30 protein-coding genes and 1 pseudogene are annotated in these 25700 nt (G+C 70.5%); 15 read left to right on the forward strand and 16 right to left on the reverse strand.

Going from position 1 to position 25700, the window contains the following annotated elements:
- Positions 1-81 precede the first annotated feature (81 nt).
- The 9 genes and pseudogenes from cysS to ACP4E5_RS21665 all read right to left on the reverse strand — a co-directional run bounded on the left by cysS (position 82) and on the right by ACP4E5_RS21665 (position 9406).
- On the reverse strand, positions 82-1479 hold the full coding sequence (gene cysS, locus ACP4E5_RS21625) for a cysteine--tRNA ligase (RefSeq protein WP_425831142.1): 1398 nt from the start codon (positions 1477-1479) through the stop codon (positions 82-84).
- A gap of 193 nt (positions 1480-1672) precedes the next feature.
- Positions 1673-2077 carry a PPOX class F420-dependent oxidoreductase gene (locus tag ACP4E5_RS21630; RefSeq protein ID WP_425831144.1) on the reverse strand — a complete coding sequence of 135 codons (405 nt, stop codon included), beginning with the start codon at positions 2075-2077 and terminating at the stop codon, positions 1673-1675.
- 4 nt (positions 2078-2081) lie between these two features.
- Positions 2082-3425 carry an MDR family MFS transporter gene (locus ACP4E5_RS21635; protein ID WP_425841536.1) on the reverse strand — a complete coding sequence of 448 codons (1344 nt, stop codon included), beginning with the start codon at positions 3423-3425 and terminating at the stop codon, positions 2082-2084.
- 57 nt (positions 3426-3482) lie between these two features.
- Positions 3483-5189: pseudogene (locus ACP4E5_RS21640) on the reverse strand (ABC transporter permease subunit); the annotation flags it as partial.
- Between the two features lie 41 nt (positions 5190-5230).
- On the reverse strand, positions 5231-6694 hold the full coding sequence (locus ACP4E5_RS21645) for an ABC transporter substrate-binding protein (RefSeq protein ID WP_425831146.1): 1464 nt from the start codon (positions 6692-6694) through the stop codon (positions 5231-5233).
- A complete protein-coding gene (locus tag ACP4E5_RS21650) occupies positions 6694-7251 on the reverse strand; it encodes a GNAT family N-acetyltransferase (protein WP_425831148.1) in 558 nt (185 codons plus the stop codon). The genes ACP4E5_RS21645 and ACP4E5_RS21650 overlap by 1 nt, the downstream gene beginning before the upstream one ends.
- A gap of 136 nt (positions 7252-7387) precedes the next feature.
- Complete coding sequence (gene ispF, locus ACP4E5_RS21655; protein WP_425831150.1) at positions 7388-7906, reverse strand: 2-C-methyl-D-erythritol 2,4-cyclodiphosphate synthase; 519 nt, start codon at positions 7904-7906, stop codon at positions 7388-7390.
- The gene (ispD, locus tag ACP4E5_RS21660; RefSeq protein WP_425831152.1) at positions 7896-8645 is read right to left on the reverse strand and encodes a 2-C-methyl-D-erythritol 4-phosphate cytidylyltransferase; all 750 of its coding nucleotides are present in this window, start codon (positions 8643-8645) and stop codon (positions 7896-7898) included. The genes ispF and ispD overlap by 11 nt, the downstream gene beginning before the upstream one ends.
- A gap of 278 nt (positions 8646-8923) precedes the next feature.
- The gene (locus ACP4E5_RS21665; RefSeq protein WP_266712542.1) at positions 8924-9406 is read right to left on the reverse strand and encodes a CarD family transcriptional regulator; all 483 of its coding nucleotides are present in this window, start codon (positions 9404-9406) and stop codon (positions 8924-8926) included.
- 642 nt (positions 9407-10048) lie between these two features.
- On the opposite strand from ACP4E5_RS21665, the gene ACP4E5_RS21670 reads away from it, so the two are divergent.
- Complete coding sequence (locus tag ACP4E5_RS21670; protein WP_425831154.1) at positions 10049-10696, forward strand: copper chaperone PCu(A)C domain-containing protein; 648 nt, start codon at positions 10049-10051, stop codon at positions 10694-10696.
- 100 nt (positions 10697-10796) lie between these two features.
- Here the strand turns inward: ACP4E5_RS21670 and phoP are convergent, their stop codons facing one another.
- The gene (phoP, locus tag ACP4E5_RS21675) at positions 10797-11477 is read right to left on the reverse strand and encodes a two-component system response regulator PhoP (protein WP_306321454.1); all 681 of its coding nucleotides are present in this window, start codon (positions 11475-11477) and stop codon (positions 10797-10799) included.
- Positions 11474-12766, reverse strand: a complete 1293-nt coding sequence (phoR, locus tag ACP4E5_RS21680) for a two-component system sensor histidine kinase PhoR (protein ID WP_425831156.1) — start codon at positions 12764-12766, stop codon at positions 11474-11476. The genes phoP and phoR overlap by 4 nt, the downstream gene beginning before the upstream one ends.
- Before the next feature lie 195 nt (positions 12767-12961).
- Here phoR and phoU point away from each other — a divergent pair, with 195 nt between their 5' ends.
- Positions 12962-13639: a phosphate signaling complex protein PhoU gene (gene phoU / locus ACP4E5_RS21685; protein WP_425831158.1), complete on the forward strand. Its 678-nt coding sequence runs from the start codon at positions 12962-12964 to the stop codon at positions 13637-13639.
- Positions 13640-13724: 85 nt separating this feature from the next.
- On the opposite strand, the gene ACP4E5_RS21690 is transcribed toward phoU, so the two are convergent.
- From ACP4E5_RS21690 to ACP4E5_RS21705, 4 genes are all read right to left on the reverse strand, one after another.
- The gene (locus ACP4E5_RS21690) at positions 13725-13886 is read right to left on the reverse strand and encodes a hypothetical protein (RefSeq protein ID WP_425831160.1); all 162 of its coding nucleotides are present in this window, start codon (positions 13884-13886) and stop codon (positions 13725-13727) included.
- 369 nt (positions 13887-14255) lie between these two features.
- Complete coding sequence (locus tag ACP4E5_RS21695; protein ID WP_425831162.1) at positions 14256-14744, reverse strand: GIY-YIG nuclease family protein; 489 nt, start codon at positions 14742-14744, stop codon at positions 14256-14258.
- A 293-nt stretch (positions 14745-15037) separates the two neighbouring features.
- Positions 15038-15451, reverse strand: a complete 414-nt coding sequence (locus tag ACP4E5_RS21700) for an Imm10 family immunity protein (protein WP_425831164.1) — start codon at positions 15449-15451, stop codon at positions 15038-15040.
- A gap of 496 nt (positions 15452-15947) precedes the next feature.
- The gene (locus ACP4E5_RS21705) at positions 15948-16415 is read right to left on the reverse strand and encodes an NUDIX hydrolase (RefSeq protein ID WP_351337685.1); all 468 of its coding nucleotides are present in this window, start codon (positions 16413-16415) and stop codon (positions 15948-15950) included.
- An 18-nt stretch (positions 16416-16433) separates the two neighbouring features.
- On the opposite strand from ACP4E5_RS21705, the gene ACP4E5_RS21710 reads away from it, so the two are divergent.
- The 13 genes from ACP4E5_RS21710 (at position 16434) to ACP4E5_RS21770 (ending at position 23997) form a co-directional block, all read left to right on the forward strand.
- Entirely contained in the window at positions 16434-17213 is a 780-nt protein-coding gene (locus tag ACP4E5_RS21710; RefSeq protein WP_425831166.1) for a GntR family transcriptional regulator, read from the forward strand.
- A gap of 133 nt (positions 17214-17346) precedes the next feature.
- Positions 17347-17709, forward strand: a complete 363-nt coding sequence (locus ACP4E5_RS21715) for an SCO3933 family regulatory protein (protein ID WP_483030482.1) — start codon at positions 17347-17349, stop codon at positions 17707-17709.
- A gap of 2 nt (positions 17710-17711) precedes the next feature.
- Positions 17712-19079: an FtsK/SpoIIIE domain-containing protein gene (locus tag ACP4E5_RS21720; protein ID WP_425831168.1), complete on the forward strand. Its 1368-nt coding sequence runs from the start codon at positions 17712-17714 to the stop codon at positions 19077-19079.
- 79 nt (positions 19080-19158) lie between these two features.
- The gene (locus ACP4E5_RS21725) at positions 19159-19344 is read left to right on the forward strand and encodes a hypothetical protein (protein ID WP_422475422.1); all 186 of its coding nucleotides are present in this window, start codon (positions 19159-19161) and stop codon (positions 19342-19344) included.
- A 3-nt stretch (positions 19345-19347) separates the two neighbouring features.
- Positions 19348-20028: a DUF2637 domain-containing protein gene (locus ACP4E5_RS21730; RefSeq protein ID WP_425831170.1), complete on the forward strand. Its 681-nt coding sequence runs from the start codon at positions 19348-19350 to the stop codon at positions 20026-20028.
- 19 nt (positions 20029-20047) lie between these two features.
- Positions 20048-20233: a hypothetical protein gene (locus ACP4E5_RS21735; RefSeq protein WP_425831172.1), complete on the forward strand. Its 186-nt coding sequence runs from the start codon at positions 20048-20050 to the stop codon at positions 20231-20233.
- Between the two features lie 6 nt (positions 20234-20239).
- Complete coding sequence (locus ACP4E5_RS21740; RefSeq protein ID WP_425831174.1) at positions 20240-20428, forward strand: mobile element transfer protein; 189 nt, start codon at positions 20240-20242, stop codon at positions 20426-20428.
- A 10-nt stretch (positions 20429-20438) separates the two neighbouring features.
- Positions 20439-20594 carry a hypothetical protein gene (locus ACP4E5_RS21745; RefSeq protein WP_328633431.1) on the forward strand — a complete coding sequence of 52 codons (156 nt, stop codon included), beginning with the start codon at positions 20439-20441 and terminating at the stop codon, positions 20592-20594.
- Between the two features lie 26 nt (positions 20595-20620).
- Positions 20621-20935, forward strand: coding sequence for a SpdD-like protein (locus tag ACP4E5_RS21750; protein ID WP_425831176.1), 315 nt, complete (start codon positions 20621-20623; stop codon positions 20933-20935).
- Positions 20936-21022: 87 nt separating this feature from the next.
- Positions 21023-21214 carry a hypothetical protein gene (locus ACP4E5_RS21755; protein WP_425831178.1) on the forward strand — a complete coding sequence of 64 codons (192 nt, stop codon included), beginning with the start codon at positions 21023-21025 and terminating at the stop codon, positions 21212-21214.
- Complete coding sequence (repSA, locus tag ACP4E5_RS21760) at positions 21207-22580, forward strand: replication initiator protein RepSA (protein WP_425831180.1); 1374 nt, start codon at positions 21207-21209, stop codon at positions 22578-22580. The genes ACP4E5_RS21755 and repSA overlap by 8 nt, the downstream gene beginning before the upstream one ends.
- 2 nt (positions 22581-22582) lie before the next feature.
- On the forward strand, positions 22583-22777 hold the full coding sequence (locus ACP4E5_RS21765) for a helix-turn-helix transcriptional regulator (protein ID WP_266714660.1): 195 nt from the start codon (positions 22583-22585) through the stop codon (positions 22775-22777).
- Positions 22777-23997, forward strand: coding sequence for a tyrosine-type recombinase/integrase (locus tag ACP4E5_RS21770; protein WP_425831182.1), 1221 nt, complete (start codon positions 22777-22779; stop codon positions 23995-23997). Before ACP4E5_RS21765 ends, ACP4E5_RS21770 begins: the two co-directional genes overlap by 1 nt.
- Positions 23998-24826: 829 nt before the next feature.
- Here ACP4E5_RS21770 and ACP4E5_RS21775 read toward each other — a convergent pair.
- Complete coding sequence (locus tag ACP4E5_RS21775) at positions 24827-25588, reverse strand: phosphoglyceromutase (RefSeq protein WP_425831184.1); 762 nt, start codon at positions 25586-25588, stop codon at positions 24827-24829.
- Positions 25589-25700 lie beyond the last annotated feature (112 nt).

Consider the following 25700-nt stretch of genomic DNA (forward strand, 5'->3'; position numbering starts at 1 on the left):
ATGCGTACGTACGTCTATGAAGTGTGCCGCCCGAAGCGCCGGGCGGCACATTTGCCTGCTCGGCCGGGTGCTCGGCCGCTGTCAGCCGAGCGTCCAGCGCGGCCCCGAGGGGCCGTCCTCGATGGTCAGTCCGGACTGCTTGAGCCGGTCGCGGATGGCGTCGGCGGTGGCCCAGTCCTTGCGGGCGCGGGCCGCCTCGCGCTGCTCCAGGAGGAGCCGTACGAGGTGGTCGACGACGCCGTGCAGGTCCTCGCCGCTGGTGTCGCTTCCGCCGGCCCACTGTTCGTCGAGCGGGTCGAGGCCGAGGACGCCGAGCATGGCGCGGACCTCGGCGAGGCGGGCGACGGCGGCTTCCTTGTCGTCGGCGGCGAGGGCGGAGTTCCCCTGCCGCACCGCGGTGTGCACGATGGCGAGCGCCTGCGGGACGCCGAGGTCGTCGTCCATGGCGTCGGCGAAGGCGGGCGGCACCTCGTCCGAGGGCGCGACCGTGCCACCGGCCAGCTCGCTCACCCGCTGCACGAAGCCCTCGATCCGGCCGAACGCCGACTCGGCCTCGCGCAGCGCGTCCTCGCTGTACTCGATGGTGGAGCGGTAGTGCGGGGTGCCCAGGTAGTAGCGGAGCACGATGGGCCGCCACTGCTTGACCATCTCGGCGACGAGGACGCTGTTGCCCAGCGACTTCGACATCTTCTCGCCGGACATCGTGACCCAGGAGTTGTGCACCCAGTAGGTCGCGAAGTCGTCGCCGAAGGCCTTGGCCTGCGCGATCTCGTTCTCGTGGTGCGGGAAGATCAGGTCGATCCCGCCGCCGTGGATGTCGAAGGCGCTGCCCAGGTACTTGTGGGCCATGGCGGAGCACTCCAGGTGCCAGCCGGGACGGCCGCGGCCCCATGGCGTCTCCCAGCTGGGCTCGCCGGGCTTGGCGGCCTTCCACATGGCGAAGTCACGGGGGTCCCGCTTGCCGGTCTCGCCCTCGCCTGAGGGCTGAAGCAGGTTGTCGAGCTCCTGGTTGGACAGTTCGAGATAGCCGGGGAAGGACCGCACGTCGAAGTAGACGTTCCCGTCGGCCTCGTACGCGTGCCCGCTCTCGATGAGCCCGCGCATCATCTCGACCATCTCGGTCACGTGTCCGGTGGCACGCGGCTCGTAGGTCGGGGGCAGGCAACCGAGCGCGGTGTACGCGTCGTTGAACGCCCGCTCGTTCTCGTAACCGATCGACCACCAGGGCCGGTTCTGCTCCCCGGCCTTCTTGATGATCTTGTCGTCGATGTCCGTCACGTTGCGCACGAAGGTGACGTCGTAGCCGCGGTACGTGAACCAGCGGCGCATGATGTCGAAATTGAGCCCCGACCGGATGTGCCCGATGTGCGGGGCCGCCTGGACGGTAGCGCCACACAGGTAGATCGAGACGCAGCCCGGAATGAGCGGGGTGAAGTCACGGATCTGCCGGGCGCTGGTGTCGTACAGGCGAATAGTCACCCCTCCAGGGTAGTAGGCCCGGAGCCGTGCCATGGCCTCCGGCCGTTCACCGGGTTGTTGGCCGGGTTGTTGGCTGGGTTGTTGGCTAGGGCCCTCGCCCCTGCGGCTCTTCCGGGCGTGCGGTCGCGGGGCTCCGCCCCGGACCCCGCTGCTCGAACGCCGCAGGGGCTGGATTTGTGGGGGCTTGATTTGCTCAGACTCGGCCGACGACCTTGCGGGGGCGCACGCGGACGACGACGCGCTCGGCGTCCTGGTCGGACGTCGGGTTGAACTCGGCGTACTTCTTGCCGGTGTACTTCACCGACAGCTCGTCGATGAGTTCCTGGCCGCCCTCGGTGGTCAGCTCCGCGGTGCCGCGGATCTCGGCGTACGCGTAGGGGTTGTCGGCCGGCTGCACCAGGACCGTCACGCGCGGGTCCGCGTACAGGTTCTTCGTCTTGCGGCGGTCGACGGTCGTGGAGAACAGGACATCCTCACCGTCACGCTTCACCCACACCGGGGAGACCTGGGGGCTCCCGTCGGGCTGGATCGTGGCTACTGCGATGAAGACCTTGCTGTCGAGCAGTGCCTTGAGCTCGTCGGACAGCTGGGCTGACATGGCTTCACTCCTTCTCGGGGGACGGTTGGCGCGTACCCGATCCTCCGGGAACGCACCCGGGGACGCCGGTATTTCGGCGCACTGTTCGCACGGGTGTCACGAAGCGGGCGAGCCCCGCCGCCACCAGCGGCACCACGGCGAGCGCCGACCACAGGACGGGGGTCGGCAGGGTGAGGAGCGCCCCCGTTCCGGCGCTTCCGGCCAGTACGGCCAGCCCCGACACGGAGGACAGCGCGCCGGTCGCGAGGCCCAGGTGCCGCTCGTCCACCAGGTCCGGGACGAGCCCGCGCGCCGCCGGGACGAGCAGCATCTGGCCGAGCGTGAGCAGCACGACCAGGGCGCAGGCGGGCAGCAGCGCGTACGGGGTGTGGCTCGGGAGGTACGGGGCCGTGGCCGCGACCGTCGCGAATCCCGCCGCGACGAGCAGCAGCCCGCGGGTCAGTGCGGCCCGTGGCGCGATCCGGGCCGCCGACCAGCGGGTGACGGGCAGCTGGGCGCCGACGACGAGCAGCGACGACAGCGCGAAGAGGAAACCCACCGCTTTCTGGGAGCCGGTGGCGCGGGTGATCTCGACGGGCAGCGCGAGGTAGAGCTGGTTGTAGGCGATGAGGTAGCCGCTGTACGCGAGGCAGAGCGCGAGGAAGCGGGGGTTCGCGAAGACGGTCCTGGCGCCGTCCGTGCGCCGGGCGCGCACGCGCTCGCGGCGCGGCATCAGGCGCGCGTGTCCGGCGAACACGCCTACGAAGACGAGCGCGCCCGCCAGGCACGCGGCCCGGAACCCGGCGTACAGCAGCGCGGTGCCGAGCAGCGGCCCGAGGAACGCGCCGGCCTGCCCGGCCGCCGAGAAGACGCCGAGCACCTGGGCGCGCGGGACGCCGGTGGCGCGCTCGTGGTGGACGGCCTCGCGGGCGGCCTCCGACTCGACGGCGGGTGAGAACAGTGCCGCGGCGAACCCGACGAGCACGACCGCGGCGACGACGGTGACCGTGCTCCCCGCGAAGGCCAGCCACACGAACCCGGCGATCCGCAGCAGACAGCCGGCGAGCACGACCGGCCGCGGCCCGAACCGGTCGGTGAGCGCGCCCCCGACCACGAAAAGCCCCTGCTGGCTGAAGGTCCGCAGCCCGAGCACGAGCCCCACGGCCCAGCCCGCGAGCCCGATGGTGTCGGCGAGGTGGGTGGCGAGGTAGGGCAGCACGGCGTAGAAGCCGATGTTGAAGGCGAGCTGGGTGGTGGCGAGGAGTCGCAGGTAGGGCGGGAGCCCGCGGATCAGTCGCTGCTTCGGCGTTGCGCCCTCGGGGCTCCGCCCCGGACCCCGCTGCTCAAACGCCGCAGGGGCTTGATGCACAGCGGCCGAGGTCCGGTCCGGCGAAATCAAGCCCCGCCGGCGATTGAGGCGCGGGGTCCGGGGCGGAGCCCCGCGACTGGTCACCGTCGCCGCCCGAGGCCACCGGAGGACGCCAGCACCACCGGCCAAGCCCACCGCAGGTGCCAGCACGGACCACGGCGCCCGCTCCGCGTACGGCAGGTTCTCCATCAGCAGCCGCCCCCACTCGGGCGTGGGCGGCTGCGTACCGAGCCCGAGGAAACCGAGGGACGCGAGCGCCAGGGTCGTGGGCGCGAGCCGCAGCACCGCGTGCCGCCCCACCGTCGGCACCACCGCGCTCAGCACGTGCCACCGCAACACCTGCCACCGCCCCGCGCCGGAGGCAATCGCGGCCTCGACGTACCCGGCCCCCCGCTCCGCCTCGGCGACGGCCGCCGTGTGCGCGGCGAGCGGCGCCCAGCCGACCGCGGCGACGGCGACCGCCGCCCCCGTGACACCCGCCCCGAACAGGCCGGTGACCAGCAGCCCCGCCAGGATCGCGGGCATCGCGTTGGCGACCTCGGTGAGCCCCGCGGTCCACCGCATGAGGCCCAGGCCGACGCCCACCACGAAGCACACGGCGCAGACGGCCGCCGCCACGGCGAGCGTGCGCAGCGCCCCGTGGCCGAGCCGGGCGAGGACGTCGCGGCCGAGCGCGTCGGTGCCGAAGGGGTGCGCGCCGGACGGCCCGGCGAGCCTGGCGGCGAGGTCGACCTGGAGCGGATCGCGGGTCAGCCCCCACACGATGACCGCGATGAGCACCGCGGCCAGCGCCCCGGCGGCGTACAGCCGCCCGCGCCCGCCCCCGGGCACCCGCGCGAGCCCCGGCAGCGCGCCCGCCGCGAGAGCCGGACCGAGCAGCCGGCGCCGTACGAGCCCGACGACGACGGCCGCGGCCACGCCGAGCCCCAGCAGCACCAGCAGGCATCCCTGGAGCAGCGGCAGGTCGAGATCGAGCGCGGCCGCGACGGCCGTGCCGCCGAGCCCCGGGATCGCGAAGACCGCCTCCACCGCGGCCGCGGCCCCGGTGAGCCCGACCACCGTGAGCCCCGCCTGCGGCAGCACCGCGGGCAGCGCGCGCCGCGCCACGTGCCGGGCGATCCGTGAGCGCGGCATGCCGTTCGCCCTCGCCGTACGCACCCACGGTTCGGCGAACGCGGCGGGCAGCGCGTCCTGGCCGAGCCGCCCGAGCACGGCTCCCGCCGGGATGCCGAGGGCGAGCGCGGGCAGGACGGCGGAGGCGGGCGAGGCCCAGCCCTGCGCCGGGAACCAGCCGAGGTGCACGGCGAACAGCGTCGCGAGGACGGACGCCAGCAGGAATTCGGGGAGCGCGGCGAGGACTCCCGCGCCCATCCCGTGCGCCGGTTCGAGCCGCGCGCGCCGGAGCGTCGGCACGCACAGCGCCACCGCGAGGACGACCGCGACCACCATCGCGTACGCCATGAGGGACACGGACACCCAGAACGCGGAGCCCACGTCGGAGGCGACATCGGCGCCGGTCACCCACGAAGCGCCGAGGTCCCCGTGCGCGAGCCCCCGCACCCACTGCCCGATGAACGTGAACGGGCCCTGGTCCAGGCCGAGTTGACCGCGCACCTCGGCGAGCTGCTTCGGTGTCGTGGGCGCGTCGCCGTAGCGCGCGTGCAGCACGGTGAGCGCGGGATCGGTCCGGGTCAGCCAGGGCAGCAGCGCGGTGAGCACGAGCAGCCCGGCGGCGGCGCCGACCCTCCCGACGGCCACGGACAGGGACACGGACACGTTCAGCCGGTTGTTGCGGACACGAGGCATCAGGCGCGCGTCTCCAAGCCGACGAACTGTCGTTCATAGGGGTCGAGGACGACCCCGCGCACCCCGGCCCCGACGCCCTGCAAATGCTGTTCGTGGACGATCGGCACGGCCGCGTCGGTGCCGAGGATCGCGGCCTCGGCGCGCAGCGTGGCCCGGTGCCGCGCCGCCCCTTCGAGCCCGGCGGCCTCGCGCACGAGACGGTCCACCCCGCGGTCGCTCAGCTGCGCGATGTTGAAGCTGCCCCCGCTGCTGAAGTCGGAGGCGAGGTACGAGACCGGGTCGCCGGTGTCGAGCGCGGTGGACCGGGACATCAGGAACGCGTCGTACTCCCCGTCCAGGGCGTCCGACTCGAGCCGCGCGTAGTCCTTCACGACGAGCCGCACCGCGAACCCGGCGCGCCGCAACTGCTGCTGGAGCGCGGCGGCGACCTCGGGCAGTTCGGCCCGGTTGGTGTACGTGGCGAGGGTGAGCGCCTGCCCGCGCGGCTTCGCCGCCTTCGCCCGGCCGGTGACGGGGAGCTGCTTCCCGTCGGCCCAGGCGAAACCGGGGCCCAGCAGGCCCGCGCCCCGCGTGGCGTACCCCTCGTACACGCTGCGGGCGAGCGCGGAGGTGTCGGCGTTCTCCCGCACGGCGGCCCGCAGACCGGCGTCCGCGAGCGGCCCGGTCCGCGTGTTCAGGTACAGGGTCGTGGTGCGCACGGTGGCGACCTCCCGCGCCCGGTCGCCGAGGACGAGCGCTTGTGCGGCGGGCACGAACTCGGCGATCTCGATCTGGCCCGAACGCAGCGCGTTGGCACGGGCGTTGTTGTCGGCGACGAAGGTGACGTCGAGGCCGCGCGCCGCGGCCTTCCCGCGCCAGTGCCCGTCGAACCGGTCGAGCGCCGCGGACACGGCCCCGTTCACCTTCGTCAGCGCGAACGGCCCGGTGGCGGTCCCGACGGGATCGACGCCGCCGTCCTTGCCGTACGCGGCCGGGGAGAAGATCGCGAGCGACGGGTTCGCGAGCCGTGCGGGCAGCAGCGGGTCGGCGGCGCCGGTCGTGATCCGCACGGTCCGCTCCCCCGTGGCGCGCGCGGCGAGCCGCATGTCGCTCAGCACCCGAGGCTGCGTCTTCGCCCGCCCGGCCCGCGTCAGCGCCCCCTCGACGGCGTCGGCGGTGACCCGCCCGCCGTCCTGGAACCGGGCGTCGCGCAGAGTGAACTCCCAGGTGGTGGCGGACGTGCGGTCCCACTTCTCGGCGAGCGCGGGACGGACGACACCGTCGGTGCCCATGCGCGTGAGCCCGTCCACCACGGCGAGTCGGCTGAGCAGCAACCCGTCGTCGCTGTACGGGGAAAGACCCTGGGTGGGCGCGAAGGCGAGGTCGACGGCGATCCGGCCGCGACGCGCGGTCCCGGTGAACGAGCCGCAGGCGGACGTCAGCCCGATCCCGGCCGCCGCCAGCAGAAAGCCGCGGCGCCGCATCAGCCGACGGGCGCGGGAACCGGCGCGGGCAGCGGCAGCTCGAAGTGCACGATGCCCTGTCCGCCACCCGGCAACTCCCGCTCGTCGCACACCTCTTGGGCGATCGAGCGCCAGAAGGGCTCGGCGCCGGGCACGGCGGGGTCGGTGTGCAGGTACACGGCTTCGTACCCGCCGACCCCGGTCACGAAGTCGACGAGTTCCCGCACGAGGTCCCGCGCGAGTCCGTTCCTGCGGTGCTCGGGGCGTACGTAGATCCGGCACAGCTGGGCGGTGGACCCGGAGGGGAAGCGGTCGGCGACCCATTGCGGGTTGGGCGGCGCGGCGGGCCCGCGGTCACGGACGGCGCCGGTCGCGACGATCTCCCCGCTCTCCCGGTGCTCGGCGACGAGCAGGGTGCAGCGCTCGGGGCGCAGATAGTGGGCGGCCGGGTCGATGATGTCGGCGTGCCAGCGCGGCACGTACCCGGAGCGCAGGTCGCGGTACACGGTGTCCAGCATGACGGCCCGGGCCTCGTCCACGTCGCCGTCCTCGGCCACGCGGACCACGTATTCACCCATTGCCTGCCTTCACCACGAACGGACCGCACTGCCCGCCCATGCTAACTGCAACCGGTTCGCAATAAGCCACCACCTCAAGCCCCTGCGGGGAATGAGCAGCGGGGTCCGGGGCAGAGCCCCGGTTGTGGCCGACGGATTACCCGGCGACCGGCCCCCGCGCCACCAACGCCGTCGCCACCGCCATCAGCCCCTCGCCCCGCCCGGGAAACCCGAGCCCGTCCGTGGTCGCGCCCGACACGGACACCGGCGCCCCGGCCGCCTCGGACAGCACCTTCTGTGCCTCGTCCCGCCGCTTGCCGATCTTGGGCCGGGGGCCGACGACCTGCACCGCCACGTTCCCGATCACGAACCCCGCCTCGCGCACGATGCGCGCCGCCTCGGCCAGCAGCGTGAGCCCGCTCGCCCCCGCCCACTCGGGCCGGCCGGTACCGAAGTGCTGCCCGAGGTCGCCGAGCCCGGCGGCCGAGAACAGCGCGTTGCAGGCCGCGTGCGCCACGACATCCGCGTCGGAGTGCCCCGCGAGCCCGGCCCCGGAGTCCTCCCACTTCAGCCCGGCACACCACAGCTCGCGCCCGTCCTCGAACGCATGGATGTCCGTCCCGATGCCGACCTGCGGCAGCACGACGCCCGGGAGACCGGAACCCTCAGAACCCATCGTTGGCCCTCCTCCGGGCAAGCACGGCCTCGGCCAGGACGAGATCGAGCGGCCGCGTCACCTTGAACGCCTCCTCGTGCCCGGGCACGAGGACCACCTGGTGGCCGAGGTGCTCGACCATCCCGGCGTCGTCCGTCACGTCCTCGGTCACGGCCTCGTGCGCGCGCACGAGCGTCGCCCGGTCGAACCCCTGCGGCGTCTGCACGGCCCGCAGCTTGGCCCGCGAGGGCGTCGCGACGACCGGCTCCGGCGAACCGTCGGTGCTCGGCACGACCTCCTTCACCGTGTCCGCGAGCGGCAGCGCGGGGACGACGGCCGGAGCCCCGTCCCGTACGGCCTCGATGACCGCGTCGACCGTGTCGACCGGCACGAGGGGGCGGGCCGCGTCGTGCACGAGCACGATGTCGATGCCGTCCGGCAGGGCCTCGAGCCCGAGCCGCACCGACTCCTGCCGGCTCTCACCGCCGGGCACGACGACGAAGTCGGTGCGCTCGGGCAGGGCGTGATCGGCGAGCAGGGACTTCACTTCGGCGGCGCCGTCGGGCGGCGCGACCACCACGACGAGGGACACGGCGCGGGACGCCGCCATCGCTCGGACGGCATGGATCAGCATCGGAGTGCCGCTCAGCGTGCGCAGTGCTTTGGGGGCGCCTGGACCGAGGCGCACGCCCCGTCCAGCGGCCGGAATCACGGCCGCGGTGCGTACTGCGCTGCCTACGGGACGCGTTTCGTCAGACATCGGTTCCGTTCAGGTTTGTGCGCTCGGGAGAGGTGGGTATGGCCACAGCGTGCCGGGCGCGACGCCTTGACCGGACCCTTCCGTGACACTGGTCGAGCCAGCTTCCCGGGCCCGGCACACCAGTGGGAATCACGCGAAGCATGTACGGGTACAAACATGCCGCAGCGCCCGGCGACACCATCAGGGTCATCGGGCACCACGGCATTGTTCTTTACGCCTTTACGCGACAGCAGTCGTTACGTGCATGACCATGATGAACATGGCGTCGCTGCGGCGTATCAGGACGCGAGAACCTCGTCGAGCAGGGCCTCGGCCTTGTCCTCGTTCGTGTTCTCCGCGAGTGCGAGCTCGCTCACCAGAATCTGGCGAGCCTTGGCGAGCATGCGCTTCTCACCCGCGGACAGTCCGCGCTCACGCTCCCGACGCCACAGGTCACGGACCACTTCCGCGACCTTGATGACATCGCCGGAGGCGAGCTTCTCCAGGTTTGCCTTGTAACGGCGCGACCAGTTCGTGGGCTCCTCGGCGTACGACGCGCGCAGCACCTCGAAGACCCGGTCGAGCCCGTCCTGACCGACCACATCACGCACGCCGACGAACTCCGCATTGTCCGCTGGCACACGTACCGTCAAGTCGCCCTGGGCGACCTTCAGCACCAAGTAGGTCTTGTCCACGCCTTTGATCTGGCGAGTTTCGATAGCCTCGATCAGCGCGGCCCCGTGATGGGGATAGACCACGGTGTCGCCAACCTTGAACGTCATGTGACAGGTACCCCTTCCGTGGCTATCCAGGGTAACACGGAAACGGCGGGTTCTGAATGGCGTTTTCGCAGGTCAGGGCATATCTCGGGGCTTGACAACTCCATCGGGAACGTGCTGCGGAGGGGTGCCGGAGGAGGGTATTCGCAGGTCGGAGCCGTTCTTCGCGGAAGCCGAAACGAGTACGCTACCGCCGCCGCGGCGGGCCTTCCAGGGGTCGAAAGTCCCGGTTTGCGTGCTTCGAAGCGATGAACTTTCGCTAGTCCGTTCAGGGACCCGGAGGTACGTTCGAGCGGAATCCGGAATTGATCTTCGTGAATCACGGCTCCCCGTGATCGTTTTTCCGGACCCCCGCGCATTCCTTACCGGATATCCGCCCCGGCACCTGGACAGGCCTTATGTGAATGGTGAACAAGGGGCCTGCGCGACCCAATGGTGACCATGGGGAACGTGGGGCGATCGGTGCACGGATCGGGGTGCGGATCGGGTGCAGGTGGAGGAGCCGGGGACGGTGTCCGGCATCGAGGGGCGGGTCGGGTGCGGCGGCGCGGGAACGGCTCGGTAACCTAAGGCCGCTGACAGACCCTTAGGGCGGCTTTACACCTCGCCGCCTTGCCCGCCCACGTTCAAGGAGTTGCCGCCGCCGTGAGCAGCAGCCTTCGACGCGGCTCCCTCGCCGCCGCCGCCATCGCGTTCTCGATCGCCTCGCTCGCCGCGTGCGGCGCCGGCAACAACGCGCAGACACTTGAGGTCAAGCCGGACAACGCCGAGACCTCGGTCGGCGACATCAAGATCCAGAACGCCACCGTCATCACCCAGCCGGACCGTGCGTCCAAGGGCCCGGCCGTCGTCACCGGCACGCTCTTCAACAACGGGCGCACCGCCCAGACGCTCGACGCGATCACCGTCGACGGCGTCGGCAAGACCGCGAAGCTGTCGGACGCCAAGGGCGGCTCGAAGATCAACGTCCCGGCCGGCGGCTCCGTCGTCCTCGGCGGCAAGGGCAACGCCTCCGCCGAGCTGCCCAACAGCCGCACCGCCGTCCTCGACGGCAACGCGCAGCCGATCACGTTCTCCTTCAGCAAGGCCGGAGACGTGAAGCTGAAGGCGTTCGTGGTGCCGGCCGACAGCTACTTCAAGAAGTGGGGCCCGAGCGAGGTGCCGGCCATGCCGGGCGCCTCCGCGTCCCCGTCGACGTCGGCCTCGACGTCCGCGACGCCGAACGACAAGGGCTCCGCCTCCGCCTCGACGGGGGCGTCCGCCTCCGCGTCGCACAGCGCCGCGGGTCACTGACGCAGTAACAAGACGCGGTAACGAACGGCGAGGGGCGGAACCCAATGGGTTCCGCCCCTCGCCGTTCGCTGGTTCCCCGTGGGGTGGGGACGTCGCCGGTTTACGGCTCGAACTTGTAGCCGAGTCCACGCACCGTCACGAGGTATCTCGGCGCACCCGGGTCCGGCTCGATCTTGGCGCGCAGGCGCTTCACGTGGACGTCGAGCGTCTTGGTGTCGCCCACGTAGTCGGCGCCCCAGACCCGGTCGATCAGCTGCATACGGGTCAGGACGCGCCCCGCGTTGCGCAGCAGCATCTCCAGAAGGTCGAACTCCTTGAGCGGAAGGTCGACCTTGCCGCCGCCCACCGTCACGACGTGACGGTCGACGTCCATGCGGACAGGACCGGCCTCCAGGGCCTGCGGCGCGACCTCCTCCGGCTCCCCGTGGCGGCGCAGGACGGCCCGGATGCGGGCGACCAGCTCACGCGAGGAGAACGGCTTGGTGACGTAGTCATCGGCTCCTATTTCGAGACCGACGACCTTGTCGATCTCGCTGTCCTTGGCGGTCACCATGATCACCGGGACGTTGGAACGGCCGCGCAGCTGGCGGCAGACCTCGGTGCCGGGCAGCCCCGGCAGCATCAGGTCGAGCAGGACGAGGTCGGCACCGTTGCGCTCGAACTCGTCGAGGCCGTCGGGCCCCGTGGCCGCGATGGCGACCTCGAAACCCTCCTTGCGGAGCATGTAGGACAGGGCGTCGGAGAAGGACTCCTCGTCCTCTACGACAAGCACTCGGGTCACGGAAGGACCTCCGGGGCGGCAGGAGTGGCAGGAATGGATTCGTATGCGGTTGTGTCGTCGGGCCCGTGTGCGTCGTCTTCGTCGCGTACGTCTCCGGGGCCACTGGTGCGGGATGTCTTGGGGGTGCGTGAGGTGCGGGTCGCGGCCGCCTCGGGCAGCCGCAGGGTGAAGGTGGAGCCCTGTCCCTCGGAGCTCCATACGGTCACCTCCCCGCCGTGCGAGGCCGCCACGTGCTTGACGATGGCGAGGCCGAGGCCCGTGCCGCCGGTCGCGCGGGAGCGGGCCGGGTCGACGCGGTAGAAGCGCTCGAAGACGCGCTCCTTGTCCTTCTCGGAGATGCCGATGCCCTGGTCGGTGACGGCTATCTCGATGCGGTCGCCGCCGCCCGCCGAGGCGCGGCGGGCGGCTATGCCCACGCGCGTACGGGCCGGCGAGTAGTTGACGGCGTTCTCGACGAGGTTGCCGAGGGCGGCGGCGAGCTGCCCCCGGTTCCCCCAGACCCGCAGGTCGGCCGTGCCCCCGGCGGCCATCGTGATCTGCTTCGACGCGGCGGGCTGGCGGCAGCGGTCGATGGCCTCGGCGACGAGTTCGTCGACGCGCACCGGCTCGGCGTCCTCCAGCGGGTCGTCGTTCTGCACCCTGGAGAGGTCGATGAGTTCCTGTACGAGGCTGGTGAGCCGGGTCGCCTCGTTCTGCATGCGCCCGGCGAACCGCTCGACGGCCTCCGGGTCGTCGGAGGCGTCCATGACGGCCTCCGAGAGCAGCGAGAGCGCGCCCACGGGGGTCTTCAGCTCGTGGCTCACATTGGCCACGAAGTCCCGGCGTACGGCCTCGATGCGCCGGGCCTCGGTGAGGTCCTCGACGAGCAGCAGCACGAGCCGGGAGCCGAGCGGGGCGACGCGGGCGGACACGGCGAGCGCGTCGCCGCGGCCGGTGCCGCGCCGCGGCAGATCGAGCTCGACCTGGCGTATCTCGCCGTCCCTGCGCGTGTCCCTGGCCATCTGCAGCATCGGTTCGACCGCGAGCTTCCCGCCGCGTACGAGACCGAGGGCGTACGCCGCCGAGCTTGCCTTGACCACGCTGTCCGCCTCGTCGAGGACGACGGCGGAGGAGCGGAGCACGGAGAGCACGGTGTCGACGCCGGGCGGAAGGACCGGGTCCGTGTGCAGGGAGGTGCGGGTGGGGCGTTTCTGGTCGCGTTCGCTCCAGCGAAACGCCAGCATGGCGATGACACCGGTGCACACTCCGGCGATCGCTGCCGCTGCGGCGACCGCCGCGTTCACGTCCATGTCTTCAGGTTATGCGGCTCCGGCCGCTCCTCCACAGCCATCCGAGTGGCAGCTCGAACACTCGTCGCCCAGAGTTCACCTTGGGTACGGGGTCGATTCACTTGTGGTGCCGGATTCGGACGCGTACAGCACGGAACGTGGGAGCGTGGGGCCAACCGGGTCCATACGTAGCGAGGTACAGAGAGGGAACGCCGTATGCGTGACGCGTACCACGAGGAACTTGACTCGATCGGCGAGGGCCTGGTCGAGATGGCCCGCCTTGTCGGGTCGGCGATCGGGCGCGCCACCACGGCCATGCTCGACGCCGACCTGAAGCTCGCCGAGACCGTGATCGCCTCCGACCAGAAGGTGGACGATCTGCAGCACGAGCTGGAGGCGCGGGCCATAGCCCTGCTGGCACGCCAGCAGCCGGTGGCCACCGACCTCCGGATCGTCGTCACCTCGCTCCGCATGAGCGCGGACCTGGAGCGCAGCGGCGACCTGGCGCAGCACGTCGCGAAGCTGGCCCGCCTCCGCTTCCCGGAGCGGGCGGTGCCGCACGACCTGCACGCGACCATCCTGGAGATGGGCCAGCTCGCGCAGCGCCTGATGGCGAAGGCGGCGGAGGTCATCATCACCAAGGACGTCGACCTGGCGATGCAGTTGGAGCAGGACGACGACGAGATGGACCTGCTGCACCGCACGCTCTTCCAGCACCTGATGGACGAGAAGTGGAAGCACGGCATCGAGACGGCGGTCGACGTGACGCTGCTCGGCCGCTACTACGAGCGCTTCGCGGACCACGCGGTGTCGGTGGCCAAGCGGGTCGTCTACCTGGTGACGGGCGAGCACGCGGACGAGGTGCAGACGCCGCAGCCGGTCGACAGCGCCTGACCGTACGAGGGAGAGGGCCCCGCGCGGATCGCTCGCGCGGGGCCCTCCTGTCGTCCCTGTCGGACGCGTCTTCCGGTCCCTGCGCTCAGCAGGAACCCCCGCACTTGCACGGCGCGCCCGACTGGCAGCCGCAGCCGCAGCCCGAGCCGCATCCGCAGGCTCCGAGCAGCACCAACTTCGGTACGGTCCGGCCCACTTCGACCGGCACTTCGGGGTTCGGGTTCGGCTTCGGGGAGTCGGCGGCCATGGTTGTTCCCTCCTCGACGGGACCCCACGGTGGAGCCCTTCCCCCATTGCATGCCCATCGGGACGGGCGCATCAACGGCGCACACGAGCGCGGCAGTTGCCGTGGCGTGCGCGCGGGAGATCGCGGGGCGTCACGACGCGGAGGCCGCCGCGTCAAAAACCCCTGGAGCGCGCCACGTTCGGCACGCCCCAGGGGCTTTTGACGGAGGGGGCTGTTACTTCTTCTTGCCCTGGGTCTTGTCGGGGATCTTGGTGAGCTGGGTTTTCGCTGTTCAGAGACGGTGGACTCGTGCGCCTGGTGGTCGTCGTTGGTCGCCCTTGGGTACTGTCGAGCGACCTCGGACGGCCCAGGCACGGCCCATCCGCCGGCCTACGAGCTGATGGGCAACTCCCGCGCCCGCTGGCGCGCCTGGGCCCGTAGTTCCTTCAGCCGACTGTGGAATGCGTTGTGGTGGTTCTGGTCGAGGTTCAGGGGGAGATCAAGCTGGGAGATGAGCTGTGACTCCAGGCCCCACGGTTCGCTCTGCTCGGTCCAGCAGACCCGCGCGTTGTCCACCATCCACTGGCTCAGGGTGGCCTCGCCAGCCCTGCCGAAGGTCATCCGCTTTCCGCTGCCCACGCGGCGCAGTTCAAGGCCGAGCAGGCAGCCGAGGGTGAGCCGCAGCGTCGAACCAGCCGCGTTACCCCGGTAGTGGTAGCGCACCCGCTTGCGCAGGTTCTGCGTGCTGGTCCGGTTCGCCATGAACCTCGGGGCTATACCGACGTACAGCAGGCGTCCGGCCTCCAGGTCTGGGTGGGGAGGCTGCTCGAAGTGCCACCCATAGACCCCGGCCGCCGCCGGGACAGGACTCGGGCGCACCAAGACCTCCTGCGCCGACCACAACCGATCGGGACTGACGAGAGCGGTAGCTTCCACGAAGCCTCCAGGCGCGCGACGGCTGATCGTCGCAGGCTACTGGTCGCCGCTGACAGAACATCTCTCGCCTACGTAGCTACGTGACATGAGCTTGGGAAGCTCGGGTGATCTAGGGGGAGTTGGGGCCCTTACCTGAGTGGGAGCGGCCTAACGGCCCCTCGGCACGGCCGACTTCATGCCTGCCGTTCCCCGTGGTTCCCCGGTCGACCTGGCACGAAGGTGGCACGAACTTCTCGTCACGCACTGATCAATCTGGGGCGGGCTTCCGGACGCCCGTATTGAAGGATGCGCGGTAGGACTTCACGCATGCGTGCCAAGTCCTCTGTTGGCGCGCGAAGCAGTGCCTCGACGATAGGGTCGGTAAGTCCGAGGTCGTCCAGCGCCTCAGGATCCAGGATCACCCGCAGCACGTCGTTTTCCAGATGCACTTCACGCACGCATCCGTAGGCAGTGCCCTGGTCAGGCGTGACAAGGCAGTGCGTGTCCATCCCTAGGGACACTTCCTGTGCGTCGGCCTCCTCGAAGTCGCACATGAACAGCAGCGAGAACGCATCCTCGTTGTCCGACTCCGCTACACCTGCCATGAGGCAGTCGTCCATTTCTGGATCATCGAGCCCGCACGCAACCAGCGCCGTGAACCTGTATGTCATGCAGGTGTTCTAGCACTGAGGACTGACAGCCACTCGGGCGTTAGGTGAGACGACGACGCTGCTCCCCCACCACCTAACCTCAGCTCCCATCCCGTCCGCCGTCGACCCACACGCAGTGGAGCGGGCGTGGTTCATGGCGTCCAGGTGGAGCGCGCCACTGTACGAACGACCTGGACGCCATGGGCCACGTCTGCTCGGCTTTGCCTGGGTCGACGGTGGACGGGATGGGAGCCCCTCGCAACCACCCGCGGATCCGCACTCGGCAGCGCTTCCCCCGGCCCCCGGTGCCGGCCGATCCCCCGCCGGAGGCATCGTCTTTGATCGCGGCCGGTGTGTGTCGGGTGCTCGACTCGTGTTCCCGGCCTAGCCACTTGTGGGCGCGCGTCGGCGTAGCGCCCGTAGCGCGGGCCGAAGGCATGAGCGCGAAGGGCAGCGGAGCCGGGAAGCGCGCCCGGCGGAGCGGAGCGCAGCCGGTCTTGATGAAGTAGGGAAAGTTCTATCGCGCTGGCGTCAGCCGCTTGCCGTCATGGCTTCGGACATGCGGGCCTGCCCCGTCCAGGGCATCCAGGAGCCGGATCGAGTAGACCTCGGACATGTACTCGCTGACCTCGTCAGGCGTCAGCCACTCCACGGCCGTGGACTCGTCCGACGTGCGCTCCTCGCCTCCCGCGGGCTTGCAGCGGAACACCAGAGCGACGACGCCTCGGGTGGTGTTCTTATAGACGCCGGTCAGCTCGTCCACCTCGACGTGGATGCCGGTCTCTTCCCAGACCTCCCGGCGTACGCCTGCCTCCGGGCTCTCCTCGAGTTCGAGCACGCCACCGGGCAGCTCCCACGTGCCGTTGTCCGCTCGGCGGATGGCCAGCAGTCGGCCGTCATCGCGGACCACCACTCCGGCTACGGACACGGAGTGCAGTGGCGTTGACTGGCCTTCCTTGGCGCTGTTACTCATGTACAGGAGCATAGGAGGAAGAAAAGGACTATGGGAACTGCAGTGGGAGAGGGGAGGTCCGTCCCTCAATACGTGCGGATCGCTGAGGACCTTGTTCAGCAGATCAGGGCAGGGGTCATCAAGCCTGGTGAGCTTGTGCCCAGCGAGTCGGAGCTGGTCGAGCGCTACGGCGTTTCGGGCGGCACGATCCGTAAGGCGATGGTCGAGGTCCGGGCCAGTGGGCTCGTGGAGACCCGGCACGGCAAGGGCTCGATGGTGAAGGACCGGCCGCCGGTACGGCTGCGCTCCTCCGATCGTTTCCGGCGTTCGCACCGCCAGGGAGGCAAGGCGGCCCACCTCGCCGAGTCCGCGCAGTCCGGCGCCACGGCGAAAGTCAGCGTGCTCTACATCGGCCCGATGGAGGCCCCGGAGGATGCTGCCGAACGGCTCGGCGTTCCGGCCGGCACTCAGGTCCTGGCTCGCCGACGGCTCTACTTCCGCAACGGCACCCCGGTCGAGACGGCTTCCTCGTACCTCCCGTGGGACGTCGTGAAGGACATCCCCGAGCTGTTCGCCGAGAACCCCGGCGGTGGCGGCATTTACGCCCGACTCGAAGACAACGGGCACGAGTTCGCGGAGTTCGTCGAGACGCTGCAAGGGCGTCCGGCCTCCAAGGCGGAGGCGTCCGAACTGGCGCTGAGCCCCGGCTCCCCGGTGATCCATCTGATTCGTGAGGCCCGTACGACCGAAGGTCGCGTGGTCGAGGTGTGCGACACCCTCATGGCCGCTGACCAGTTCCTTTTCGAGTACCGGATCCCTGCCGCCGACTGACGCACTCTCACTGATCCGCAGCCCGTCGTGACTTTTCTGTCGCGGCGGGTTGACTCATGTATAGGAGTGTTGCACTCTTCTTCATGTCACTCATGTACATGAGTAACGGAGTCCAGCCCCCTACATAGGAGTGATCTCTGTACGTCAGATCCCCGTCGACACCACCGCCGCCACCGTCATGGTCGCCAAGACCCCGCAGGTCAAGGTCAAGGACCGCAAGACCGGTGAGGTCGCCCTGGACGTCGAGACCGGCGGCAAGCTGATGACCGTGGACGTGATGTTCGCGGCCAACGACCAGGTGGAGATCCTGTCCGTCACCGTCCCCGAGACCGGCGTCTCCGAGGAGCTGACGATGGGCACGCCCGTCGCGCTGACCGGCCTGATCGCCCGCCCGTGGGAGAACGAGTTCAACGGGCAGAAGCGGCACGGCATCGCCTTCCGCGCCGTCGCCGTCACCTCGCTCGCCGCCTCCGCGTCCACGGCCAAGGCGGCCTGATCATGGGCGAGTTCATCGTCATCGTGCTCCTGGTGGTGGCCGCCGCCGCAGGTCTTCTGCGGTGGCGGCGCCCCGCCTGGTACTGGGTCTGCTTCGGCGCCGCGCTCGCGTCGCTGCGGCTCCTGGTCCGCTACGCCTCCGTGATGGAGGCCTGCGGGCTCACGGTCCCGCCCTCGCGCTGGCGCCTCGCACTCGCCCGACTGGCCAACCGGCCACTTCCCGAGTCCCGTTCGCCGCGCATCCTGCGGCTGCGGCCCACCCGGACCGGCCTCGTCCTGCGGCTCAAGCTCCGCCCCGGCCAGGATGCCTTCGACTTCTCCGCCGCCACGGATCGGCTGCGCCATTCCTTCGGGATGCAGGGCGTCGCCTCCCGTGAACTCCGCGCCGGTGTCGTTGAGTTGAGGATGACCGGCTACGACGTGCTCAAGCGGGTGCAGATGCCTGCGCCCAGCACCGCCGCCGGTTCGTCGCCGCTACGTGTCCCGGTCGCACTGCGCGAGGACGGCTCGATCCACTACCGCGACTACCGGGCCGTTCCGCACGGCCTCACCCTCGGCGCCACCGAGTCCGGCAAGTCCGTCTACCAGCGCAACCTCGTGTGCGGCCTCGCCCCGCTCGACGTCGCCCTGGTCGGCATCGACTGCAAGCAGGGCGTCGAACTCTTCCCGCTCGCCCGCCGGTTCTCCGCGCTCGCCGACGACCCCGACACCGCGCTCGAACTCCTCGACGCGCTCGTCGACCACATGCAGGAGGTCTACCAGCTCATCCGCGCCGAACAGCGCGTCAGCGTCGGCATCCCGGACGCGGAGATCGCCGCCGACATCTGGGACCTGCCCGCCAACCAGCGCCCGACCCCCGTCGTCGTCCTGGTCGACGAGGTCGCCGAACTCGCCCTGTACGCCACCAAGGACGAGGAAAAGCGCCGCGACCGCATCGTCACGGCCCTCGTCCGCCTCGCCCAGCTCGGCCGCGCCGCCGGGATCTACCTGGAGGTCTGCGGGCAGCGCTTCGGCTCCGAACTCGGCAAGGGCATCACGATGCTCCGCGCCCAGCTCACCGGCCGTACCGCCCACCGCGTCAACGACGAGACCAGCGCCAACATGGCCTTCGGCGACATCTCCCCGGACGCCGTGATCGCCGCCATCCAGATCTCACCCGACACCCCCGGCGTCGCCGTGGCCGGTGACTCGACCGGCGGCTGGGCCCGCATCCGCGCCCCGCACACCTCGCTGCGCGCCGCCGTGAACCTCTGCAACGCCCACGCCGACCGAACCCCGGACCTGCCCGCGCTCGCCGCCTTCCGGCCCGCCGTGCCCGCGCCCGCCCGGTCCTCCGTGTCACTCACCAAGGCCGCCACGGTCACGGCCTGACTCCCCCTCGCTCCACGGTCGGCGCGACCGCCCCGCGCCACGTCCCTACCCCGCCCATGCCCAAAACAGGAGGCAACCCATGGACGCCAACGAGGACTTCGCCCGCACCGCCGCCCTCCTCGGCGCACTCGACCTGTACGAGCGCCGCTACGAGACCGACGCCGCGTTCGTCGAGGTCATCGCCCCCGCGCTCGCCCTGTCCCTGCCGATCGGGGTCCTGCCGCCCATGCCGTACGACGGCAGCGACGACGCCTCGGAGGGCTGACCGGTGACGGCCCGCACCACGCTTCGCCCGGACGCCGTCCTCGTCCAGGCCGTCATCGCCGGTGCCCTCTCCTTCGCCCACCTCCACGACCTGGCCGCCGCTGCCGGGCAGGACGGCTGGAAGGCCTGGGCCTACCCGGTCAGCGTCGACCTGCTCCTGGTCGCCGCCTGGCGTCGGCTCCGCAACGACCGCCGCTCCCGGCTCGCCTGGTCCTGGTTCGCCGTCGCGCTGTTCGCCTCGCTCGGCGCCAACGTCGCCACCGCCGGACTCCTCGACGTCGCCCACCCGCCCGCCTGGCTCCGGATCGGAGTCGCCGGATGGCCCGCGATCGCCTTCCTCGGCGGCACGCTCCTGGCCCACACGGCCACGGCCGCGCCCGCCGAAGTCGAGCGGGAAACCGTTCGGCCGGCACCCGAGCCCGAGCCCGAAATCCAGCAGCCGACCCGCGCGGCCCCGGAGCCCGTAGAGCCTCCGGCCGAGGACGAAGCCGCGAATACGCCGCCCATAGACGCGCCGCCAACCGACCCAACTCCCACCGTCCCGGCCGCCCTCGTCGCCCACGCCCGCAAGATCGCCGACGCCCACCAGGCGAACACCGGCACCGCCATCGACCCCGACGCCCTGCGCTCCCGACTCGGCGTCCCGCCCCAGCTGGCCGACGCCATCGCCGCCCAACTCACCTGATCCACCAGGGAGGTCCGACATGACCAGCAACCCCGCCGACCTGACCGCCGCCGACTACCTCGACGCCGCCCACGAGATGGCCGCCACCGGCCGCCCCTACCTCGCCTACCTGCTCGCCGACACCGCCGCCGAACAGACCCCCGACCCGGCCACCGCCCAGGACATCCGCGCCCAGTTCCCCGAGCCCACCCACCGAGAGGACTGATCCGACATGCCCGCGCACGACCACTTCCACTCGGTGATGCAGATCGGCCCGGTCCAGGTCGGAACCCACCGCGACCGCCACGGCCAGACCAAGCACGCCGTGTGCACGGCCGACCGCTGCGGCTGGTCCTCGGACTACTCCAGCCAGTCCGCCGCCCAGCTCGCCGCCCGCACCCACCGCTGCCGCGTCCGCTGAGGAGACCGCCATGGACGTCCCGCTCTGGTTCTTCGTCGCCTGCGTCGGCCTGGTCGGCATCAAGCTCATGCGCCCGCCCTGGTGGCTCGTCGCCCTCCTGCTCCTGGGCGGCTACCTCCTCGCCGACAGCGTCCTCGCCCCGGTCATCGACACCGCCGTCAAGTAACCGCCCACGGAAGGGAGTACGTCCCGATGCTGCACCCCAAGGTCCCGTCCATGCCCGTCCCGACCGGCCAGGTCACCCCGCCCGCCGCCGTCGAGCCCACGGCGATCACGCAGTCTCAGCCCGCCCCGGTGGCACCCCAGCCTCCGGCCTCGACCCGCCCCACGATCCAACTCACCCCCGGCGCCCTGATCACCCTCGTCGTCGGCGGCACGGGCGTCGTCCTGGTCCTCGGCACCGTCCTGGTCTCGCTGCTCCTGGCCGTCGCCATCACCGCCGGATCGACCGCCATCACCGCGCTCGTCATCCGCTCGCTCATGAACTCCGAGCACAAGCACCGCTGACCGGCCCCCGGGCGGCCTGAAACCGCCAAGTCTCCACCGCCTGGGAGCCGTCCCCAACCGATCCAAGAACCGGAAGGAACCCCCAGCATGACGCCCCGCACCCGACGCCCGTCCCGAATCTGCGCATCCTGCGACGGCTTCGCCTCCGTAGCCATTACCCTCGGCGGCCGCGACCGGCACGGCCACCTGCGCACCATCACCGCCGACTGCACGGCCTGCGACGGCACCGGCTTCGTCGTCCTCCGCACCCGCATCACGCGGGAGGGCGCCCATGCCTGACACGCTCCTCGACCCGACCACCCTCGGCGACCTGCTGAGGGTGGCTTCGGCCGCCGACTTCGACCGCTGGCACGACCAGATCCAGCGCACCGGCGGCTGCTCCGACCCCATCCACCTCACCGGCTGGACCCTCACCAAGGACAAGACCACCGGCGAGACCCTGCACCACTACTCCACCGAGACCGAACCGGGCGGCCGACTCCGCCTCGCCTGCGGAAACCGCCGCGCCTCCCGCTGCCCGTCCTGCGCCTTCACGTACGCGGGCGACACCTACCACCTGATCCGGGCGGGCCTGGCCGGAGACGACCGCCGCGACATCCCCTCCACCGTCCGCGACCACCCTCGCGTCTTCGCCACGCTCACGGCCCCGTCCTTCGGCCCGGTCCACAATCGCCCCGACTCCGGCACCTGCCGCTGCGGCACCCGCCACGCCACCGACGACCCCGCCCTCGGCACGGCCCTGGACCCGACGACGTACGACTACGCCGCCGCCGTCCTCTTCAACAACCACGCAGGCGACCTGTGGATGCGCTTCACGACCCGCCTGCGCCGCGAGATCGCCGCCCGCGCCGGAGTCACCCAGCGCGAACTCAAGGAGTCCGCCCGCCTCTCGTACGGCAAGGTCGCCGAGTTCCAGAAGCGCGGCGCCCTGCACTTCCACGCGGTGATCCGCATCGACGGCCCGGAAGGCCCGGAGACCCCGCCGCCGTCCTGGGCCACGGTCACGCTCCTCGCCGACGCGATCCACGCAGCTGCCTCCCACAGCTACACATCCGTCTCGGTCCCGGCCGCCGAGGACGAACCGGCCCGCACCTTCCGCTGGGGCACGCAGCTCGACGTCCGCCCGGTCAAGGCCTTCGGCGACGGCTCCGACATCACCGAACAGGCCGTCGCCTCCTACGTCGCCAAGTACGCCACCAAGGCCGCCGAGACCACCGGCACCCTGGACCGCCGCATCGGCGAACTCTCCGAACTCGACCGCCACCAGGTCCCGGACCACACCCGCCGCCTGATCGAGGCGTGCAAGCACCTCGACCCGCTCTACCCGGACCGCCGCCTCTGGGCCTGGGCTCACATGCTCGGCTTCCGTGGCCACTTCTCCTCGAAGTCCCGCCGCTACTCGACCACCCTCGGCGAACTCCGCCAGGCCCGCGCCGACTTCCGCGCCGCCCAGGAACGCGAAGCCCTCGGCAACCCCGACTACGTACCGGACACCGTCCTCGTCCTGGCCGACTGGCAGTACGCGGGCCACGGCCACACCCCCGGCGAGTCCGCCCTGGCCGCCACCATCGCCCGCGGCTTCCAACTCAACCGCGAGACAGCCCGCGAAGCCCTGACCGACCTCGCCGACGAGAAGGAGCGGTGACCATGCAGCACGCCTTGCCCGAGCGCTACCTGACCCCGGTCGACGTCGCCGAGCTCCTGGCCGTCCCGGTCGAGACCGTCTACCAGTGGCGCCGCAAGCGCACCGGCCCGAAGGGCTTCCGCGTCGGCCGGCACCTTCGCTTCGACCCCGCCGACGTACGCGCCTGGGTCGAGTCTCAGATGGCGGTGGCTGCCTGATGGCCGGGCACGTCCAAGACCGCTGGTACCGGAGCGAGATCGGCCCGGACGGCAAGACCCGCAAGGTGAAGTCCGACCGCTACGGTTCGGGCATGCGTTACCGAGCCCGCTACATCGGCCCGGACGGTACGGAAAAGTCCAAGAGCTTCCCCGACCGCCAGAAGCGGCTCGCTGACCAGTGGCTGGCCCACACAGAGGCCGACATGGCGCGCGGCCAGTACATCGACCCGCGAGCTGCCCGAATCACCTTCCAGCAGTACGCGGAGCGATGGGTAGCCACCCAGGGCGCCGACCCGAACACCCAGGCGTCGATGGAGTCGCAGCTCCGGCTGCACGCCTTCCCCTACCTGGGCGCGCGCCCACTCGGCTCCTTCCAACCGGCCCACATCCGAGACTGGGTGCGGAAGCTCCAGGAGAACGGCGTCCGGGGCTCGTATGCGCGAACGATCTACTCCAACGTGCGCGCCACTCTGTCCGCAGCGGTCGACGACGGGCACCTCCCCCGGAACCCGTGTGCCGCTCGCTCGGTCCGGCCGCCGACGGTCGACACCAAGCGCGTCATCCCGTGGACACCGGAGCGCGTCTTCGCCGTGCAGGCCGCCATGCCTGAGCGATACCAGTCGATGATCGACCTCGGCGGTGGCTGCGGTCTCCGTCAGGGCGAGATCCTCGGCGTCGCCGTCGACGCGATCGACTTCGAGTCGGAGACCCTGCACGTCGTCCAGCAGCTCAAGCTGAGCCGGAGCAAGCCCGTCTTCGCCCCACCCAAGGGCGGCAAGCTCCGGGACACACCACTCCCCGGCCCCGTCGCCGACGCGCTCCGTACCCACATGAAGGAGTTCCCGCCGGTCGAGATCACGCTGCCCTGGAAGGTCGCCGACGGACCGCCAGTGACCAAGCGGCTGATCTTCACCGCACCGCGCGGCGGGCACGTCTGGCGTACCTCGCTCAACGACGAGGCGTGGAAACCGGCGCTGGCTGCTGCCGGAGTGATCCCCACACCCGAGCGGGGCGAGTCCTACGCGGAGTCACGCGAGAACGGCATGCACGCCCTGCGGCACTTCTACGCGTCGGTACTCCTGGACGCGGGCGAGAACATCAAGGCCCTTGCCGAGTACCTGGGCCACGCCGACCCTGGCCTGACCCTCCGGGTATACGCCCACCTCATGCCGTCTAGTCAAGAGCGGACCCGCAAGGCAATCGCAGCGATCTTCGGTTGATCTGAAGTCGTCAACCGTGAACATCCCCCAGAATTCACGGGACATAATTCACGCTCGGAAGATTTGGAATCACCATCCGCGAAACAAGTGCCTCCCAGAATTCACGGGGCATAATTCACGCTCGGAAGATTTGGAATCACCATCCGCGAAACAAGTGCCTCTCAGAATTCACGGGACATGATTTGATGCCATGCCATCGGCCCGACTGGGGGTCACCCGACCTCCCGCCTGCACGGTCGGCCGCCCGACCGGCCGACCGGGGGACACCACATTAGCGACTGGAGCAAGGCGAACCATGGCAGCCAACAGCTGCCGATATCCATCCGGACTTCCGCATCAATGCACTGGAAGAGCAACAGCAGGGCCTTAAGCTGCGGGTTTGGAAGTATGCCACTGGACGTCTATTGTCCATTACGTCGCAGCGGAATCAAGAGGGGCCGCCCACGGCAATGAGCGGCCCCTCGCTCCGCCTGCACATATTGTCCAACCTGGTACGGAGGAATCATGTGTCACCCGGATAAGGCCATAGTGCCACGTAGCGGCCTACACATCGAGCTGATCCCACGTGAGACTGACATCATCAGCCTCGGCGTCGGCAGCACGCTTCTGGCCTTGTCGGAGGGAGGCGCACCGATCATCGCCATCCCAGCTGGCTTCCTGCTGTCGTTCAGGGTTCGGTTCAGTCGCAACTGAGGCCACGCCCCAGAGGTGGCAGGACCGACTGCGGTCCTGCCACCTCTGACCACCGACGGCCCAGAGACGGCCCAGGCGCAGCGAAAAGCCCCCTACCAGCGGGAAAACCGCAGGTAGGGGGCTTCTTCGTGGGCTGTTACTTCTTCTTGCCCTGGTTCTTGACCGCCTCGATGGCCGCCTTGGCCGCGTCGGGGTCCAGGTACGTGCCGCCGGGCTTGAGCGGCTTGAAGTCGGCGTCGAGCTCGTAGGAGAGCGGGATGCCGGTCGGGATGTTCAGGCCCGCGATGTCGGCGTCGGAGATGCCGTCGAGGTGCTTGACCAGGGCGCGGAGGCTGTTCCCATGGGCCGCGACCAGGACCGTCTTCCCCGTCAGGAGGTCCGGGACGATGCCGTCGAACCAGTACGGCAGCATGCGCGTGACGACGTCCTTGAGGCACTCCGTCTGCGGGCGCAGCTCCGGCGGGAGCGTCGCGTAGCGGGGGTCCTCGAACTGGGAGTACTCGGCGTCGCGGTCCAGGGGCGGCGGCGGGGTGTCGTACGAGCGGCGCCACAGCATGAACTGCTCCTCGCCGAACTCGGCGAGGGTCTGCGCCTTGTCCTTGCCCTGGAGGGCGCCGTAGTGGCGCTCGTTCAGGCGCCAGCTGCGGTGGACCGGGATCCAGTGGCGGTCGGCCGCCTCGAGGGACAGCTGCGCGGTGCGGATCGCGCGCTTCTGGAGCGACGTGTGGACCACGTCGGGGAGCAGGCCGGCGTCCTTGAGCAGCTCACCGCCGCGGACCGCCTCCTTCTCGCCCTTCTCGTTCAGGTTGACGTCCACCCATCCGGTGAACAGGTTCTTCGCGTTCCACTCGCTCTCGCCGTGGCGGAGGAGGATCAGCTTGTACGGTGCGTCGGCCATGGAGCCGAGCCTAATCGACCGGTCCGGCGCCCGCCGATTGACGGTCCCCGTCAATTGAGTGGCGCGCGCGGATACCCGGTGCGTAAGTTACGTAAACCTTCCGCACTACTTA

It is taken from the genome of Streptomyces fractus, from assembly GCF_049844455.1.
In the GTDB taxonomy this organism is placed as follows: Bacteria; Actinomycetota; Actinomycetes; order Streptomycetales; family Streptomycetaceae; genus Streptomyces; species Streptomyces fractus.

Excerpts from the sequence above, each read along its gene's own strand:
- ACP4E5_RS21745 (WP_328633431.1), top strand. The coding sequence starts at position 20,439 with ATGGACGTCCCGCTCTGGTTCTTCGTCGCCTGCGTCGGCCTGGTCGGC.
- phoU (WP_425831158.1), top strand. The coding sequence starts at position 12,962 with ATGCGTGACGCGTACCACGAGGAACTTGACTCGATCGGCGAGGGCCTG.
- ACP4E5_RS21645 (WP_425831146.1), bottom strand. The coding sequence starts at position 6,694 with ATGCGGCGCCGCGGCTTTCTGCTGGCGGCGGCCGGGATCGGGCTGACG.
- ACP4E5_RS21775 (WP_425831184.1), bottom strand. The coding sequence starts at position 25,588 with ATGGCCGACGCACCGTACAAGCTGATCCTCCTCCGCCACGGCGAGAGC.
- ACP4E5_RS21720 (WP_425831168.1), top strand. The coding sequence starts at position 17,712 with ATGGGCGAGTTCATCGTCATCGTGCTCCTGGTGGTGGCCGCCGCCGCA.
- ACP4E5_RS21740 (WP_425831174.1), top strand. The coding sequence starts at position 20,240 with ATGCCCGCGCACGACCACTTCCACTCGGTGATGCAGATCGGCCCGGTC.
- repSA (WP_425831180.1), top strand. The coding sequence starts at position 21,207 with ATGCCTGACACGCTCCTCGACCCGACCACCCTCGGCGACCTGCTGAGG.
- ACP4E5_RS21735 (WP_425831172.1), top strand. The coding sequence starts at position 20,048 with ATGACCAGCAACCCCGCCGACCTGACCGCCGCCGACTACCTCGACGCC.
- ACP4E5_RS21770 (WP_425831182.1), top strand. The coding sequence starts at position 22,777 with ATGGCCGGGCACGTCCAAGACCGCTGGTACCGGAGCGAGATCGGCCCG.
- ACP4E5_RS21700 (WP_425831164.1), bottom strand. The coding sequence starts at position 15,451 with ATGACATACAGGTTCACGGCGCTGGTTGCGTGCGGGCTCGATGATCCA.
- ACP4E5_RS21765 (WP_266714660.1), top strand. The coding sequence starts at position 22,583 with ATGCAGCACGCCTTGCCCGAGCGCTACCTGACCCCGGTCGACGTCGCC.
- ACP4E5_RS21665 (WP_266712542.1), bottom strand. The coding sequence starts at position 9,406 with ATGACGTTCAAGGTTGGCGACACCGTGGTCTATCCCCATCACGGGGCC.
- ispF (WP_425831150.1), bottom strand. The coding sequence starts at position 7,906 with ATGGGTTCTGAGGGTTCCGGTCTCCCGGGCGTCGTGCTGCCGCAGGTC.
- ACP4E5_RS21690 (WP_425831160.1), bottom strand. The coding sequence starts at position 13,886 with ATGGCCGCCGACTCCCCGAAGCCGAACCCGAACCCCGAAGTGCCGGTC.
- ispD (WP_425831152.1), bottom strand. The coding sequence starts at position 8,645 with ATGTCTGACGAAACGCGTCCCGTAGGCAGCGCAGTACGCACCGCGGCC.
- ACP4E5_RS21705 (WP_351337685.1), bottom strand. The coding sequence starts at position 16,415 with ATGCTCCTGTACATGAGTAACAGCGCCAAGGAAGGCCAGTCAACGCCA.
- ACP4E5_RS21750 (WP_425831176.1), top strand. The coding sequence starts at position 20,621 with ATGCTGCACCCCAAGGTCCCGTCCATGCCCGTCCCGACCGGCCAGGTC.
- phoR (WP_425831156.1), bottom strand. The coding sequence starts at position 12,766 with ATGGACGTGAACGCGGCGGTCGCCGCAGCGGCAGCGATCGCCGGAGTG.
- ACP4E5_RS21725 (WP_422475422.1), top strand. The coding sequence starts at position 19,159 with ATGGACGCCAACGAGGACTTCGCCCGCACCGCCGCCCTCCTCGGCGCA.
- ACP4E5_RS21710 (WP_425831166.1), top strand. The coding sequence starts at position 16,434 with ATGGGAACTGCAGTGGGAGAGGGGAGGTCCGTCCCTCAATACGTGCGG.
- ACP4E5_RS21755 (WP_425831178.1), top strand. The coding sequence starts at position 21,023 with ATGACGCCCCGCACCCGACGCCCGTCCCGAATCTGCGCATCCTGCGAC.
- ACP4E5_RS21650 (WP_425831148.1), bottom strand. The coding sequence starts at position 7,251 with ATGGGTGAATACGTGGTCCGCGTGGCCGAGGACGGCGACGTGGACGAG.
- ACP4E5_RS21630 (WP_425831144.1), bottom strand. The coding sequence starts at position 2,077 with ATGTCAGCCCAGCTGTCCGACGAGCTCAAGGCACTGCTCGACAGCAAG.